We start from the raw sequence: 14,960 nt of genomic DNA, 5'->3' as shown, positions 1-14,960 counted from the left end.
GACATGGCCATCCTCGTGCTGCGGGCCACCGCCTGATCCGCGCTGAACGCTTTCTAGTTCCCAATCACGCCCTAGACGGTATGAAGGTGCCGGTTGAGGGCCGGGCCTTGCTCGCGGCAGGTCACATCGCCGCGAGAGCCTGGGATTGATTTTAGCTACCTGTGATGATTTTAGCTCGTTAGGGCGATATGAGTTTTGGAAATGCGTCAGCCCATCTGCTCTAGAGCCTTGCCCTTCGTCTCCCGCACGAAGAACAGGACGAACGGGATCGACACCGCGGCGAAGCAGGCGTAGATGACGTACGCGCCACTCAGGTTCCACCGCGACATGCTCGGGAAGCTCTGGGTGATCGCGAAGTTGGCCATCCACTGCGCCGAGGCGGCGATGGACAGTGCCAGCGCCCTGATCCGGTTCGGGAACATCTCGCCGAGCATGACCCAGACCACCACGCCCCAGGACATCGCGAAGAAGAACACGTACACGTGCGCGGCGACGATCGCGACCGTGCCTTCGCCGCTGGGGATGTGCGCGTTGCTGCCCGATCCGGTCGCATAGGAGAACGCCCACGCCGCCAAGCCCAGCGAGATCATCATGCCGGTCGAACCGATCAGCGCCAGGGGCTTGCGGCCGATCCGGTCGATCACCAGGATCGCCACGATCGTGCCGACGATGTTGACCAGCGAGGTCGACACGCTGATCAGCAGCGAGTTCGCCTCGTTGATGCCGACCGACTGCCAGAGCAGCGAGGAGTAGTAGAAGATCACGTTGATGCCGACGAACTGCTGGAAGACGCTCAGGCCGATGCCGATCCAGACGATCGCCAGGACCCGGCCGGAGGGGCCGAGCAGGTCGCGCCAGTTGGCGCGCCGGTCTGAGGCCACCACCGCGCGGATTTCGGCGATGCGCGCGGTGGCGTCTTCGTGCCCTTCCACCTTGTTCAGCACCTCGCGGGCACGTTCGTCCTGTCCGGTCGCGATCAGATAGCGCGGCGACTCGGGCACGATGAGGGCAAGCGCGCCGTACAGCACCGCCGGCCCGACCTCCATCAGCAGCATCCACTGCCAGGCGTCGAGACCCCACAGCCGGTTCTCGCTTTTTCCTCCCGCGGCCTGCGCGAGCGCGTAGTTGACCAGCTGGGAGACGAAGATGCCGAGCACGATCGCCATCTGCTGGAGCGAGCCGAGCCGGCCGCGGTACGCCGGGGGCGCCACCTCGGCGATGTACGCGGGAGCGATCACCGAGGCGATGCCGATACCGAGGCCGCCGACCACGCGCCAAGCCGCCAGGTCCCAGATGTTGAACGGCAGGCCCGCGCCGACGCCGCTGACCGTGAACAGGAATGCGGCCAGCAGCATGACCCTGACACGGCCGATCCGGTCGGCCAGTTGTCCCGCGATCCACGCGCCGATGGCCGAGCCGATCAGCGCCGCCGCGACGGCGAAACCGGTTTGGTTAGCCCCGACGTTGAAGTGCTTTTGGATGCCGGTGACCGCGCCGTTGATGACCGCGCTGTCGTATCCGAAGAGGAATCCGCCCATCGCGGCGGCCGCGGCGATGAAGACCACGTATCCGAAATGGGTCTCGTCATGTGGGAGCACTGAGGGCGTGGTTTTGACGGCGGCCATAGTACGAACAACATCACGGCGCGCAGGCGGATGCCATCCAGGCGGGGTGTCCTACGTCCAAAAGGACGACGGGACACGGCGGCGATGCCGGACTCGCAATGCGATGGGCGCAGTGCCGGTAGCAGACAGCTGACCGCGGACAACTGACGCCGGACAAGCGGCCGCCCGCCGGTCCCGCACGTTTGGCAGCTGCGTGCGGGGCGACGGCGGGCGGTGGAAGCACCCTGCCAACCGGCCGGCCGGGCAGTCGGCCTTCCGGCCGATCCGCCGACGACCGGTCAGCGCATCGCGGCGAAGCGGCTCATCGCGTGCTCGACCAGGCGGATCAGCGTCAGCTTGGTCGACTCGCGCGAGCGCGCGTCACAGGTCACTATCGGCACGTCGCTCGGGATCGACAGCGCTTCCCGAACGTCGTCCACGGCGTGGCTGAGCGTGCCATCGAAGCAGTTGAGCGCGACGATGTACGGCAGGCCCGCGTCCTCGAAGTAGTCGATCGCGGAGAAACAGTCGGCCAGCCGGCGGGTGTCGACCAGCACCACGGCGCCGATCGCGCCACGGGTCAGGTCGTCCCACATGAACCAGAACCGGTTCTGCCCGGGCGTGCCGAACAGGTACAGGATCAGTTCACGGTCCAGGGACACACGGCCGAAGTCCATCGCGACCGTGGTGGTCGTTTTGTCCGGCACCTTGCTCAGGTCGTCGATGCCGTCGCTCGCGGCGGTCATGACCGCCTCAGTCGTCAGCGGATTGATCTCCGAGACCGCGCCGACGAACGTGGTCTTCCCCACCCCGAAGCCCCCGGCGACGACGATCTTGACTGAGGTCGTCGGCCCCGCGGTCCTTTCGGGCGGGCTAGAGGTTGCGAAGTCCAATGAGCACCCTTTCCAGAAGTGCGAGGTCCGGCTTGCCCTCGGTCGTGTTGGACTGGTGGACGGCGATCAGGCCTGCTTCGGCCATGTCGCCGACCATCACCCGTGCGACGCCGAGCGGCATCCGCATGAGCGCGGCGATCTCGGCCAGCGACTTCACCTCGACGCACAGGTCGCAGATCCGCTGGTGCTCCGGCATGAGGCCGAAGCCACCGGTGCGGCCGCGCGGCGTGGTGGACACCAGCGCCTCGATGGCCAGCTGGTAGCGCGCCCGGGTCCGCCCGCCGGTCATGGCGTACGGCCGCACGAGCGGTGACGAATCGTGTCCTGAGCTCAATGAAACCGTCCTTCACGCTGAAATCGTGCGCCGCCGTTTCGGTGCGTCCCGCCGTCTGCGGCCCCGGGCTGCTCGCGCGGTCCCGGTCCGCAGACTACCGGGGAAGCGCGTTCTGCAGTTCCGCCCGCAGCGCCGGGGTGAGCACGTCGCCGGCCCGCTCCACCAGCAGTGCCATCTCGTAGCCGATCAGGCCCATGTCACAGTCCGAGGAGGCGAGCACGGCGAGCACGGAGCCGTCGCTGATCGCCATCACGAACAAGAAGCCGCGCACCATCTCGACCACGGTCTGGGTGACCGCCCCGCCCTCGAAGATCCGGGCCGCGCCCTGGGTCAGGCTGGACAGGCCGGAGGCCACCGCCGCCAGTTGGTCGGCGCGGTCGCGCGGGAAACCGTTGGACACCGCGAGCAGCAGGCCGTCCGAGGAGACCACGACGGTGTGCGCCACCCCCGGGACCCGGTCGACGAAGTTGGTGATCAGCCAGTTGAGATTCTGCGCCGCCTGGCTCAGCTCACTCACAGTGCATCCCCTTCCGAAGGGAACGTCGGTACATGGTCGGGCAGGTGCAGCGGGCCGGCTGCGCGGACCGGTCGATCCGTACGGCCGAGGAGCGGGTCGAGCGCCGCCGGGCGTCCCCCACCGGACGCGGGGCGGTCATCAGTCGTCATTGTTCCCGTCCTGGCCCGGCTCGTGGTCGGTCGACGCGGCGTCGCGGCCCTGCCGCAGGCCCTGGTGGAAGCTGGAGAGCCGGCCGCGCACCGCGTCCGCGGAACGCGGCGGGATGACCGGCGGAGTCGCCTTCGCCGCGCCGGAGCCGCCCGCGGAACCGGGTACCAGGTTCGACCTGGGCACCCGCTTGGGCAGGCCCTTCGTGGTCAGACCCGCAGCCACCGGCTTGGCCGCCGCTTGTGCGGCCTTCCACCCCTCGTCCCCCGGCGACGACCAGGCGGCTGAGGTGTTCTCCATAGGCGAGGCTCCTCGGGAGTCGGCGGCGGGCTTCTCTGCTGTGGCGGGCGCCGTCGCCAGGGGCTGCACGGGGAGGCCGACCGAAGCGGAAGCTGGCGGCGCGGCGGAGGCGGCCGGTGCGGGCGCGCTCGCCGAAGCCGCCGGTGCCTGCGCGGCGACCGGAGCTGACGGGGCCGGGACGCTCGGCGCGCTCGGGGTGGGAGCGGCCGGGCTGGAGACAGGGCTGCTGGTGCTGGTGCCCGTCGACCCGAGGTCGAACTTGACCGCGTCGACCTTGGCTCCGGTGCCGTTGGACGAGGACCCCGTGGTGGGGGCCGGGGCGCTGGAGGTGGTGGCTGATGCGGTCGCTGAGGTGGTGGCTGGGCTGGGTGCGCTGATCGGCCCGGTTCCGTTGCTGATGCTGGACCCGCCCGATCCGCGCGCCGGCGAGGGCGCGGGGGCGACCGGCGGCGGCATCGTGGGCAGCGGCGGCAACACGGTGTTCGACTGGGCGAGGGCGGCCTGGGCGCGTGCCTCGTCCCGGCGGCGGAACCACTCGGATTCCATCGCCTCGAAGATCGGCAGCCGCTCGTCGGTGGCCGGGGCCGGCGGCAGCGGGTCCTGGGCGAACAGCCGCTCGACGGCCGTCGGCGAGGAGGTCGGCAGCAACGGCGCGGCCTGCGGCAGGTCGAGCTCCGACGGAGCGTGGGCCGACATGGCCGGCGGTGCCGGGGGCATCGCCTGGGCGGCGGGTGCGTCCGCCGGGGCTGTCGATGACGGGGCCGGGCCGGACGGCGGGAAGGCCGGTCCGGGGAAGCCGGGCTCCTGCGGCGCGGCCGGGAACCTGCCGCTGGAGCCGGGACCCTGGCCCGCCGGGTCCTGCACGCGCGGGAACTGGCCCGTGGTGGCAGGGTCCTGCGGGCGTGAGCCCGGCGCCGCGGCATCCGGGCGCTCGGTTGCCGGGCCGGGGAACTGCGGCGCGGTGTCCGGGCTGGGTACCCGCGGGAACTGGCCGGTCGGGGCCGGGTCCTTCGCCCGCGGGAACTGTCCCGCGGAGGAGGGGTCCTGGATCCTGGGGAACTGACCGGTCGAAGACGGGTCCTGAATCCGCGGGATCTGCCCAGTGGAGCCGGAGTCCTGTCCTCGGCCGCCGCCCGGGCGGCTGACGCCGGCTCCTGGGCCGGTTGCCGGACCGGGCTCGCTCCTGAGGCCCTGGATGTCGAACTGACCGCTCGAATCCTGACCCGAGCCGTCTCGACCGCGCCCGGGCCGCTCGGATTCAGCATCGCGGCCGCCGCCGAAGGACGGGAACGGACCCGGCTCGTCGGGGGCGCTGCCGGGACGGCCGGAGCTGATCGGCGGGAACTGCGTGGTGGCATCGGGGTCGAGCAGCGCGTCGAGGCCGGAGGCCATGCCGGGACGGTCCTCGAACGGCGTGCGCGCGCCGGGGATCGTCGGGCTCGGCGCCGGTCCGCTGTCACGGGTCTCGCCACGGCGCGGGAGCACGTCCGGGCCATTCGGCGGGGTCGGCCCGCCGCCGAACGGCGGCAGGTCAGCGAACTGGTCTCCGTTGGACAGTCCCGAAGGTGCGTTACCGACACCTGTGGGAGAGCCGCTGCTCGGGCCTGCCGGTGCGGTACCGAAGCCGGACGGTGCCGCGCCGCGATACGGCGGGGCGCCGGCGCCCTCGGCCGGGAACGCGGCGATGTCGACGGACCCTTCCTGCTCCGGGAAGCTCGCCTGGCCGGCGCCGCGACGGGGCAGCGCGCCGAGCGACCGGGCGCCGGTGGCCGAAAGCTCGGGCGTCGGGGCCTGCGCCTCGCCGTCCGCGCCGGCCAGCAGGGTGCTGGGCACCAGCACGAGGGCGGTGATGCCGCCGCCGGCCGAGCGGCGCAGCCGGACCTGGATGCCGTGCCGGGTGGCCAGCCGGCCGACCACGTAAAGGCCCATGCGGCGGGAGATGGCGACGTCGATGACCGGCGGGTTGGCCAGCCGCTCGTTGGCGTCGTCGAGCTCCTCGGGGGTCATGCCGATGCCGGCGTCTTCGATCTCGAGCATGACGCCGCCGGTGTTGAGCATGTTGGCGGTGACCGAGACCTTGGTCTCCGGGGCGGAGAACGAGGTGGCGTTCTCCAGCAGCTCGGCGACCAGGTGCACGAGGTCGTTGACGACGCGGCCGAGCACGTTGACGTCGGGCAGGTCGCGCAGCGCGACCCGCTCGTACTGCTCCACCTCGGAGGCCCCGGCGCGCATCACGTCGAGCAGGCGCACCGCCTGGCTCCACTTGCGGCCCGGCTCCTCGCCCGCGAGGACCAGCAGGTTCTCCCCGTTGCGGCGCATACGGGTGGCCAGGTGGTCCAGCTTGAACAGGTTCGCCAGCTGGTCCGGGTCCTGCTCGCTGTTCTCCAGTTCGTCGATCAGCCGCAGCTGGCGCTGGACCAGCGACTGCGAGCGGCGGGAGAGGTTGACGAACATCGAGTTGACGTTGGATCGCAGCAGCGCCTGCTCGGAGGCCAGGCGCACGGCCTGCTGGTGGACCTCGTCGAAGGCCCGGGCGACCTGGCCGATCTCGTCGTTGGAGTTGATCGGGATCGGATCGACCGCGGCCTCGGCGTCGAAGTTGTCCGCGTCACGCAGCCTGCGGACCACTTCCGGTAGTCGGTTGGCGGCGATGTCCAGCGCGCCGGTACGCAGCGCTTGCAGCGGGCCGACCAGTGAACGCGCCACCACCGCGATGCCGAGGAAGGAGAGCAACAGGGCGATCACGATCATCGCCACGTTCTTGTACAGGTCGGACTGCGCGTTGGTCAGCAGCGTCCCGGAGTCGGTGATCATCTGCTGGATCGCGGTGCCCTGCACGGTGCGCAGGTCGCCGACAGTGGCCGGCAGCGACTCGTCGACGATGGCCGGGCCGAGCTGCGAGCTGCTGCTCTGCCAGCTGGCGCTGCCCTGCAGGATGGACAGCACCCGGGCCACCGCGGCCTGCGCGGCGGTGATGTCGGGGCCGGAGACAGTGGCCTGGAAGGACTGGACCAGCGAGGGCGCGCCGACGTTGAGGAAGGCGCTCTGCGCCGAGGTCTGCAACGCGATCGCCTGGTTGAGGTTGACCGCTTGGACCTTCGCCTCGACCGGGTCCGGGTTCGGGCCGTTGCCGCCGATCTGGCCGTTGGCGATGACTTCCTGGGTGTAGAGCTGCGCGATCGATTCGGACTCGACCAGGTTGTCCAGCGCGACCAGCGCGGAGTTGTCCTGGGCGACCAGCGCGTCGGAGGTGTCGCTCGAGGTCTGGCCGATGACGGCGATGACGTCGTCGATGATGCTGCTGTACGCGCGGAACATCAGGCCGGACTGCACCGGGCTGCCGGTGGCCACCTTGCGTATCTCGCCCAGGTCGGTGACCCGGCCGAAGGCCTCGGTCGCGGCGGCGCGCAGGTTCGGGTTGAACGAGGCGTTGCTGATGACCTGGTTGGCGACGGTGCTGACCTGGGTGATCGCGGTGGTGGCTGCCTGCTGCGCGTCGGTGTAGGCGGTGACGTAGGACTCAAGCAGCGGCTTGAGGTTCAAGTTCTGCTGGTCGGCCTGGTTCTGCTGGGCCCGCGCGTCGGCGGCGGCCATCGTGCACGGCTGCATCACGGTGAGGCACACCGAGGCGGCCAGTCGCTCCTGCTGGAGGGCGAGCAGCACCTGCTCTACCGACGTGGTGGTCTGCGCCTCGAAGTGCGCATTGCTGAAGTGCGTCTCGTCCTGATACAAGGTGTTGATACGCGCGGCGGCCAGGCCGACCGCGGCCAGCAGCGGCAGCAGCACCAGCAGCGTCAACCGATTGCGCACCCGCCAGCTGCGCAGCGAGAACAGGCCGGGCCGAGCTGACTGCGCCGGGGCGGGGTCGGCGGGCTGGGACGGACGGCGGCGCTCCGGCGCACCCGGCCGGCCCGCGCGCGGCCCCGGCTGGGCAGGCTCGCGGCGCGGGGTCACGGGACGTGTCTGCACTTGCCCTCACCAAGTTCGTGACCGCACCAAATACTGCGCGCGTCATGTCAGTTGTAACACTGCGGCCGGTCACACCGGCCGCGATCGGCGGGCTGCTCGGCGGGTCGTCGCGACTCGACCGCCACGGGCCTCGCCCGGCGGTTCTTTCAGGAAACGCATTCCAGCACAGCTCCGGCACCGAGGCCAAGACGGGGCCGACATAAATCACTCCACTCGGCGCGACATTTCGGGACATAACACAATGATCCGGACAGGATTCCCGAGATTTTCCCGCCGCGCACTGGCGTTTACGTCGGCCGCGCTGCCACACTTGCCGACCGCGCCACGGATTGCGCTTTGAGCAGCGAGAATGCGATCTTTCTACGTTTCGTGGCCGGGTGAGCGCGAAGCGTAGCGAAGTGGCGAATCGGCTGCCAACCGGCGTGCGGAATATTCCGTATCCGTGTTCTCATTCAGCACGGGCCGCGCCGCACCGGATTTCCGCGCCCGACTATTCAGGCCGGGTATCCGGTGGATTAGCATGGCGCCGCCGAGCACTGAACGTCCCGAGAGGTAGCCATGTTCCAGCCGAGCCAGCCAGCCCGCCGGTCGCGCACACGCTCCGGAATCGCGCTCGGCCTGGCCGCAGCGGTCCTCGCCGCCGGGGCGAGCGCGTGCAGCGGCAGCTCGAACGGGCTCGGCAGCCCGGACCAGCCGAACCTGCGGGTCGGGCTGGTCGACTCGATCGGCGCGGTCCCGTTCCAGATCGGCAGCTCCACCAGCACCCACGCGTTCATGGACTCGGGCCTGACCATCTCGGTGCAGAAGTTCGAGAGCCAGCAGGAGGAGCTCGCGGCGCTCGCCTCCAACAAGATCGACGTCGCCTACGGCGAGTACGCGCAGTTCCTCAGCGGCGCCTCGACGCTGGCGACCAGCGACAACATCCGCGTGGTCAGCGAGGCCTACGACGCGGGCGCCGGGACGATCGCGCTGCTGAAGCGCAGGGGCTTCACCCTGCCGACCTGGGGTGCCGGGGCCGGCAACGCGTTCAATTGCAACGGTTCGGTCTCAATTGTCGTGCCGAGCAAGCAGGGCACCGAGTACCTGGCCCTGGCCGCCTGGTTCCAGTCGCTCGGCTCGCCGCTGCCGACCAACTGCCCCGCGATCGTGGCCAACCCGAACCCGACCCAGGCGATCGGCGCCGTGGCTTCAGGCCAGGCGACCGCGGCGGTCCTGCAGGAGCCGTACGTGACGGCGGCTCAGATCAGCGGCGGCCTGCAGTTGGACCAGGACCTGGCGACCGGTAACGCGTCGGCGGTGCCCGTGGACGGCTACTTCGCGACCAAGGCGTTCGTGACGAAGTACCCGCACACGACCGCGATCTTCGCGGCGGACATGGCCAAGCTCCAGGCTTCCAGCGGCCAGCGCGTCGTGGTGGAGACCGCGCTGCGCAGCGCCGGCGGCATCGACTCGCGGGTGATCGCTGCGATGCAGCTGGGCACGTACCCGTCCGTGGTGCTGCCGGCCAAGTTGGACATCGTGCTGCGCCTTATGAGCAACGCGGGAACGGTCAACGGCCTGCTGGACAGCGGGAAGCTGACCAACCTGAGCCCCGGCAGCTGACGCACCGCTGCGCCTCGGCGTGCCTGTCGGCCGGCCCGGCTAACCTGGGGCTCGACCCGCCAGGACGATCGACCACAGCAGGGAGCAAGGCCGTGACCGACCCGCAGGAAACACCCGCCGGCTTGACGGAGGTGCGCTTCCGCTCCGATGTGACGGTCGAGCTCGTCAAGTCCTCGGCCGCCGACGCGGACGTGCTGTTCGCCGCGCGCGTCTCCACCGCGGGTGAGCAGTCTCTGGCCGAGGTCGGTTCGGATGCCGAGCGCTCGGCCGGTCTTATCAACTACCTGATGCGCGACCGGCACGGGTCGCCGTTCGAGCACAACTCCTTCACGTTCTTCGTCTCCGCGCCGATCTTCGTGTTCCGGGAGTTCATGCGGCATCGCGCCGGGTTCTGCCTCGCGGGCGACACGGTTATCGCGTTGGAGAACAACTCCGGCCTGCGCTACACGACCATTGCCGACCTCTACCGGCGTTGGCACGTGGGAGTCGATGACCAGATGTCGGAGAGCCGCGGCGGCGTCACATGGAACGAGCGCGCCGCCAGATGGCAGGCGCAAGCTGGCTACCAGGGCAAGAACCACCACCTCGGCCTCTTCGAAAACCGCGTCGAGGCCGAGACCGCGGTGGCGACGTTCAGGAGCGAGAACCCCCCGACGCGCCGGCGTCTCCTGGCCTCTGCAAAGCGCAACCAGGTCCGCTGCTTTAACGAGGAAACACTTCGGCCGCAGCGTGCGCGGATCCTCGATGTGATCGAGTCCGGCGCCAAGCCTCTCCTGCGCTTGGAGACTGAGACCGGACTAGTCTTGCGTTGCTCAAAGGATCACTCGATCTTCACGCCGGACGGCTGGCGCAAGGCGGGCGAACTCGCCGCCGGGGACTGCGTGTTCGGTGCGGGCTTCGCAGGCGTGCCCAGCCAGGCGACCGTACCGCCGAGTTTGCGCAGTGGCATCGGGGTCTGGACCTCGATGCAGCGCAACCGACTTATCGGCCCGGTCGACCGCTGTTATCGCTGCGGCGACCTGTTTGACCGCGACGAACTCGTGCTCGACCACGTCGTTCCCGTCGCCGAGGACCTGAAGCGAGCTCTGGATCTCGACAATCTCGCACCCTGCTGCGCGGACTGCCACCGGCAGAAGACGAACCTGGAGCAGGCTCTGGCCAACCGCGGCGGCAAGACCGCCGCGGCCGTCCCGCACCGGCTTGTGCTGGTTGAGGACGACGGGGTGGAGATGACCTACGACCTGTCAGTCGAGGGGCCTTGGCACAACTTCCTGGCGAACGGCATCGTCGTGCACAACTCGTACAACGAAGAGAGCGGAAGGTATCGCAGGCTTGAGCCGGTGTTCTACCTGCCGGGCGCCGACCGCAAGCTGGTGCAGCAGGGCAAGCCTGGACGATATGTGTTCGTGGACGGCACCGCCGAGCAGCAAAAGCTCGTCGACGAGGCGACACGCGCGGTGTGCACCGGCGCCTATCGGGCTTACCTGGAGATGCTGGAGGCGGGGGTCGCCCGCGAGGTGGCGCGCGGGGTGCTGCCGGTGTCGATTTACTCCTCGATGTACGCCACCTGCAATGCCAGAGCGCTGATGCACTTCCTGTCGCTGCGCACCAAGCGGGAGGACTCGGCGTTCCCGTCGTTCCCGCAGCGGGAGATCGAGATGGTGGCCGAGCGGATGGAAGAGGTTTTCGCCGAAGCGATGCCACTGACTTACGCCGCCTTCAACCGCAACGGCCGCGTCGCACCGTAGCGGCGGCGGTAGCGCTGCGTGGCGAGAGCTGCGCGTGAGGAGTGCGGAGCCCCGAGCTGACGCGGCCTCGGATTCACGGCTGGTAGATCGTAGTTCTGCAAAACACCCAATCGGATGAACGTGGCCCCGGCGCCCGTGTCCCGGACCGGGCGCGCCTCGATAGTGATAGTGGACCCCGTCGCCTCCCGGACCCCCGAGCGGGCGGCGATGGGGTCCTTCCACAGCCCGAGAAGGCCATGCGCCGGGAATCTGCGGCGAAGTTATCCACAGGCCGGGGATGCGGACCTGACGGGCCTGCTCGCCGCCCGGTAGCTTTGTCTCATGGCTTCTCCCGTTTCCTCACCCCGCATGCCGTTCGGCCGGATCGCGACCGCGATGGTCACGCCGTTCACCGCCGACGGCGCGCTCGACCTCGACGGAGCGCAGGCGCTGGCCGCGTACCTGGTCGACGCCGGCAACGACGCCCTGGTGCTCAACGGCACCACCGGTGAGTCGCCGACCACCACGGACGAGGAGAAAGCCGCACTGGTCAAGGCGGTGCGCGGCGCGGTGGGCGATCGCGCGCTCGTGATCGCCGGGGTCGGCACCAACGACACCCGGCACAGCGTCGAGCAGGCGAAGGCGGCCGAGCAGGCCGGGGCGAACGGGCTGCTGGCGGTCACGCCCTACTACTCGCGTCCGCCGCGCGAGGGCGTCTACCGGCATTTCACGGCCATCGCCGACGCCGCCGAACTGCCGCTGATGCTCTATGACATCCCGGTGCGCACGAGCACACCCATCGATACCGATACCCTGGTACGGCTCGCCGAGCACGAGCGGATCGTCGCGGTCAAGGACGCGAAGGGGGATCTTGGCGCGTCCAGCTGGGTGATGGCACGCACCGATCTGGCCTACTACTGCGGTGACGACATGCTGAACCTGCCGCTACTGTCGATCGGCGCGGTCGGCGCCGTGTCCGTGGCGAGCCACCTGGTCAGCGCGGACATTCGAGCCCTGTTCGACGCCTACGCGGCCGGCGAGGTGGCCAAGGCGCGGGACATCCACCGCTCGCTGCTGCCCGTGTACACCGGTCTATTTCGCACCCAGGGGGTAATCACCACCAAGGCGGCGCTCAACCGGCTCGGCCGCCCCGCCGGCCCGGTCAGGCTCCCGCTGGTCGACCTGACCGACGAGCAGTTGGAGGTGCTGCGCCAAGATCTCGCCGCCGCCGGCGTGCACATCTAGGCGTGCACATTCAGCAGCGCCAGAACTCCGACCGGAGACTCCGAACGCTGCGACAAGCTTGAAGTACCGCGCACCACGCACCACGCACGTCCAGACCTGGACGCGCCGAACACAACTTCACAACGGACACCACGCGCGACGAGCCGCCATGGCCGCCGCGCCATCGCACCACGCGAACGAAGGAACTGGAGCCGCCTGATGAGCCACCCGCATCCCGAACTGGGGCTACCGCCGGAGCTGCCGGAAGGCGCGCTGCGCGTCACCCCGCTCGGCGGGCTCGGCGAGATCGGCCGGAACATGACCGTGTACGAATACGGGGGCAAGCTCCTGATCGTGGACTGCGGTGTGCTGTTCCCGGAGCCGGAGCAGCCCGGCGTAGACCTGATCCTGCCGGACTTCACCTCGATCAGGGACCGCTACGCGGACGTGGTCGCGGTGGTCCTCACCCACGGCCACGAGGACCACATCGGCGCGGTGCCTTACCTGCTCAAGGAACGCCCGGACATTCCGCTGGTCGGCTCGCAGCTCACGCTCGCGCTCATCGAGGCCAAGCTCGCCGAGCACCGGATCCGCCCGTACACCCTCGAGGTCAAGGAGGGGCAGACCGAGCGCATCGGCCCGTTCGACTGCTCGTTCCTCGCGGTGAACCACTCGATCCCGGACGCGCTGGCGGTGGTGGTGGAGACGGGCGCTGGGGTCGTGCTGCACACCGGCGACTTCAAGATGGACCAGCTCCCGCTCGACGGCCGGCTAACCGACCTGACCGGGATCGCGAAGCTCGGCGAGCGCGGCATCGACCTGATCCTGTCCGACTCGACGAACGCCGAGGTGCCTGGGTTCGTGCCGAGCGAGCGGGAGATCACCCCGGCGCTCGAGCGGGCCTTCGCGCAGGCCACCCGCCGCGTCATCGTGGCCTCGTTCGCCAGCCATGTGCATCGCATCCAGCAGGTGCTCGACATCGCGGTCAAGAACCGCCGGAAGGTCGCCTTCATCGGGCGCTCGATGGTGCGCAACATGGGCGTGGCGCGCGACCTCGGGTACCTGAAGGTCCCGGACGGCCTGGTGGTGGACGCGCGGGCGCTGGACGACTTCGCGCCCGAGCAGGTCGTGCTGATCTGCACCGGATCGCAGGGCGAGCCGATGGCGGCGCTCTCGCGGATGGCGAACCGGGATCACCAGATCCGCATCGTGGAGGACGACACGGTGATCCTCGCCTCCTCGCTGATCCCGGGCAACGAGACCGCGGTCTACCGAGTGATCAACGGTCTGACGCGCTGGGGCGCGAAGGTCGTGCACAAGGGCAACGCGAAGGTGCACGTCTCGGGGCACGCCTCGGCCGGTGAGCTGCTGTTCTTCTACAACCTGGCCCGGCCGCGCAACGTCATGCCGGTGCACGGTGAGTGGCGGCACCTGCGCGCGAACGGAGAGCTGGCGGTGCTCACCGGGGTCCCGGCCGACCGCGTCGTCATCGCCGAGGACGGCGTCACGGTGGACCTGGTCGAGGGCGTCGCGCGGATCACCGGCAAGGTCCCGTGCGGCTACGTGTACGTGGACGGCATTTCGGTCGGCGACGTCACCGAGGCCAGCCTCAAGGATCGGCGCATCCTCGGCGACGAGGGCTTCATCTCGGTCTTCGTGGTCGTCAACGCGGACACGGGCAAGGTGTCCGGCGGCCCCGAGGTCCAGTCCCGCGGCGCCGGCATCGACGACTCAGCACTGGCTGCGGTCACCCCGCTGATCGAGGAGGCCCTGGCGCACGCCGCGGCCGACGGCGTCGGCGATGCCTACCAGTTGCAGCAGTTGGTGCGGCGCACGGTCGGCAAGTGGGTCTCGGACACCTTCCGCCGCAGGCCGATGATCATCCCGGTGGTCGTCGAGATCTGACGCTGCGGGAACTCTCAGTCGAGACAGAACTCGTTGCCCTCGATGTCCAGCATCGGGATGCACGCCTCTTCGCCATCGGCGGCGTACAGCGTTCGCACGTGTACCGCGCCAAGCGGGACTAGTCGTGCACATTCGGCCTCAAGTGCGGCGAGACGCTCCGCACCCACGAGTCCGGTGGCGACCCGCACATCAAGATGCAGCCGGTTCTTGGCGGCCTTGCCTTCGGGGACGCGCTGGAAGAACAGACGCGGGCCCACACCAGAGGGATCAGTGCAGGCGAACCACGAATCGCGCTGCTCAGGGGGCTGCGAGCGCTTGAATTCGTCCCACGTGGCGAACCCCTGCGGTGGCGGCGGTACGACGTACCCCAACACCTCGCACCAGAATCGCGCGAGGCGCTCGGGTTCTGCGCAGTCAAAGGTGACCTGGAAGCTCTTGATCGTCGGCACCGGCGCACCATACCAAGGAAGGTTCTGCTGCTGCGCCTATCTCCCAGGCGGATCCGCAGGTAACCCGTGGTGGCCGCGGCCCGGGCCGGCCTCGGCGTGCAGGCGGATGGCGTGACGCATGGCGGCGCGGGCGCGCGAGTTGTCCTTGGCCGCCGAGTAGGCGACGGCGAGGCGATACCAGGCTCGCCAGTCCTGCTTGTCCGCCTCGGTCTGCGCCTTGCGCCGCTCGAACAGGCGGTCCGCCGCGGCGCGCTCGACCCGGCCGCCCGGCGATCGGGGCAGCGTGTCG

At 69.6% G+C, this 14,960-nt stretch carries 10 protein-coding genes and 2 pseudogenes; 5 read left to right on the top strand and 7 right to left on the bottom strand.

The window, feature by feature from the left end; genetic code table 11:
* Window positions 1–206: 206 nt before the first annotated feature.
* The 5 genes from VN779_RS01690 to VN779_RS01670 all read right to left on the bottom strand — a co-directional run bounded on the left by VN779_RS01690 (window position 207) and on the right by VN779_RS01670 (window position 7,764).
* Window positions 207–1,625, bottom strand: coding sequence for a sugar porter family MFS transporter (locus VN779_RS01690; protein WP_325719426.1), 1,419 nt, complete (start codon window positions 1,623–1,625; stop codon window positions 207–209).
* A gap of 278 nt (window positions 1,626–1,903) precedes the next feature.
* The gene (locus VN779_RS01685; RefSeq protein WP_211469783.1) at window positions 1,904–2,497 is read right to left on the bottom strand and encodes a GTP-binding protein; all 594 of its coding nucleotides are present in this window, start codon (window positions 2,495–2,497) and stop codon (window positions 1,904–1,906) included.
* Entirely contained in the window at window positions 2,478–2,786 is a 309-nt protein-coding gene (locus VN779_RS01680) for a DUF742 domain-containing protein (RefSeq protein ID WP_414639551.1), read from the bottom strand. Before VN779_RS01680 ends, VN779_RS01685 begins: the two co-directional genes overlap by 20 nt.
* Window positions 2,787–2,925: 139 nt before the next feature.
* Window positions 2,926–3,348, bottom strand: coding sequence for a roadblock/LC7 domain-containing protein (locus tag VN779_RS01675; RefSeq protein ID WP_349260231.1), 423 nt, complete (start codon window positions 3,346–3,348; stop codon window positions 2,926–2,928).
* 138 nt (window positions 3,349–3,486) lie between these two features.
* Window positions 3,487–7,764 carry a nitrate- and nitrite sensing domain-containing protein gene (locus VN779_RS01670; RefSeq protein WP_325719424.1) on the bottom strand — a complete coding sequence of 1,426 codons (4,278 nt, stop codon included), beginning with the start codon at window positions 7,762–7,764 and terminating at the stop codon, window positions 3,487–3,489.
* A 558-nt stretch (window positions 7,765–8,322) separates the two neighbouring features.
* On the opposite strand from VN779_RS01670, the gene VN779_RS01665 reads away from it, so the two are divergent.
* The 5 genes and pseudogenes from VN779_RS01665 (at window position 8,323) to VN779_RS01650 (ending at window position 14,222) form a co-directional block, all read left to right on the top strand.
* Window positions 8,323–9,366: an ABC transporter substrate-binding protein gene (locus tag VN779_RS01665; RefSeq protein WP_325719423.1), complete on the top strand. Its 1,044-nt coding sequence runs from the start codon at window positions 8,323–8,325 to the stop codon at window positions 9,364–9,366.
* Between the two features lie 92 nt (window positions 9,367–9,458).
* Window positions 9,459–9,758 (top strand): annotated as a pseudogene (locus VN779_RS26270) (FAD-dependent thymidylate synthase); the annotation flags it as partial.
* Window positions 9,738–11,114, top strand: a complete 1,377-nt coding sequence (thyX, locus tag VN779_RS01660; RefSeq protein ID WP_349260596.1) for an FAD-dependent thymidylate synthase — start codon at window positions 9,738–9,740, stop codon at window positions 11,112–11,114. The pseudogene VN779_RS26270 and the gene thyX, both read left to right, overlap by 21 nt.
* Before the next feature lie 321 nt (window positions 11,115–11,435).
* The gene (gene dapA, locus VN779_RS01655; RefSeq protein WP_325719419.1) at window positions 11,436–12,338 is read left to right on the top strand and encodes a 4-hydroxy-tetrahydrodipicolinate synthase; all 903 of its coding nucleotides are present in this window, start codon (window positions 11,436–11,438) and stop codon (window positions 12,336–12,338) included.
* Window positions 12,339–12,536: 198 nt separating this feature from the next.
* Window positions 12,537–14,222 carry a ribonuclease J gene (locus VN779_RS01650; protein ID WP_325719418.1) on the top strand — a complete coding sequence of 562 codons (1,686 nt, stop codon included), beginning with the start codon at window positions 12,537–12,539 and terminating at the stop codon, window positions 14,220–14,222.
* Between the two features lie 14 nt (window positions 14,223–14,236).
* Here VN779_RS01650 and VN779_RS01645 read toward each other — a convergent pair whose 3' ends face one another.
* Window positions 14,237–14,671, bottom strand: a complete 435-nt coding sequence (locus tag VN779_RS01645; protein ID WP_325719417.1) for a VOC family protein — start codon at window positions 14,669–14,671, stop codon at window positions 14,237–14,239.
* A 36-nt stretch (window positions 14,672–14,707) separates the two neighbouring features.
* Window positions 14,708–14,960 (bottom strand): annotated as a pseudogene (locus VN779_RS01640) (hypothetical protein); the annotation flags it as partial.

The organism is Actinocrinis sp. (assembly GCF_035605935.1).
Lineage (GTDB): Bacteria > Actinomycetota > Actinomycetes > Streptomycetales > Catenulisporaceae > Actinocrinis.
The sequence above is the reverse complement of the archived record's forward strand: the minus strand, read 5'-3'. Positions and strand labels throughout refer to the sequence as shown.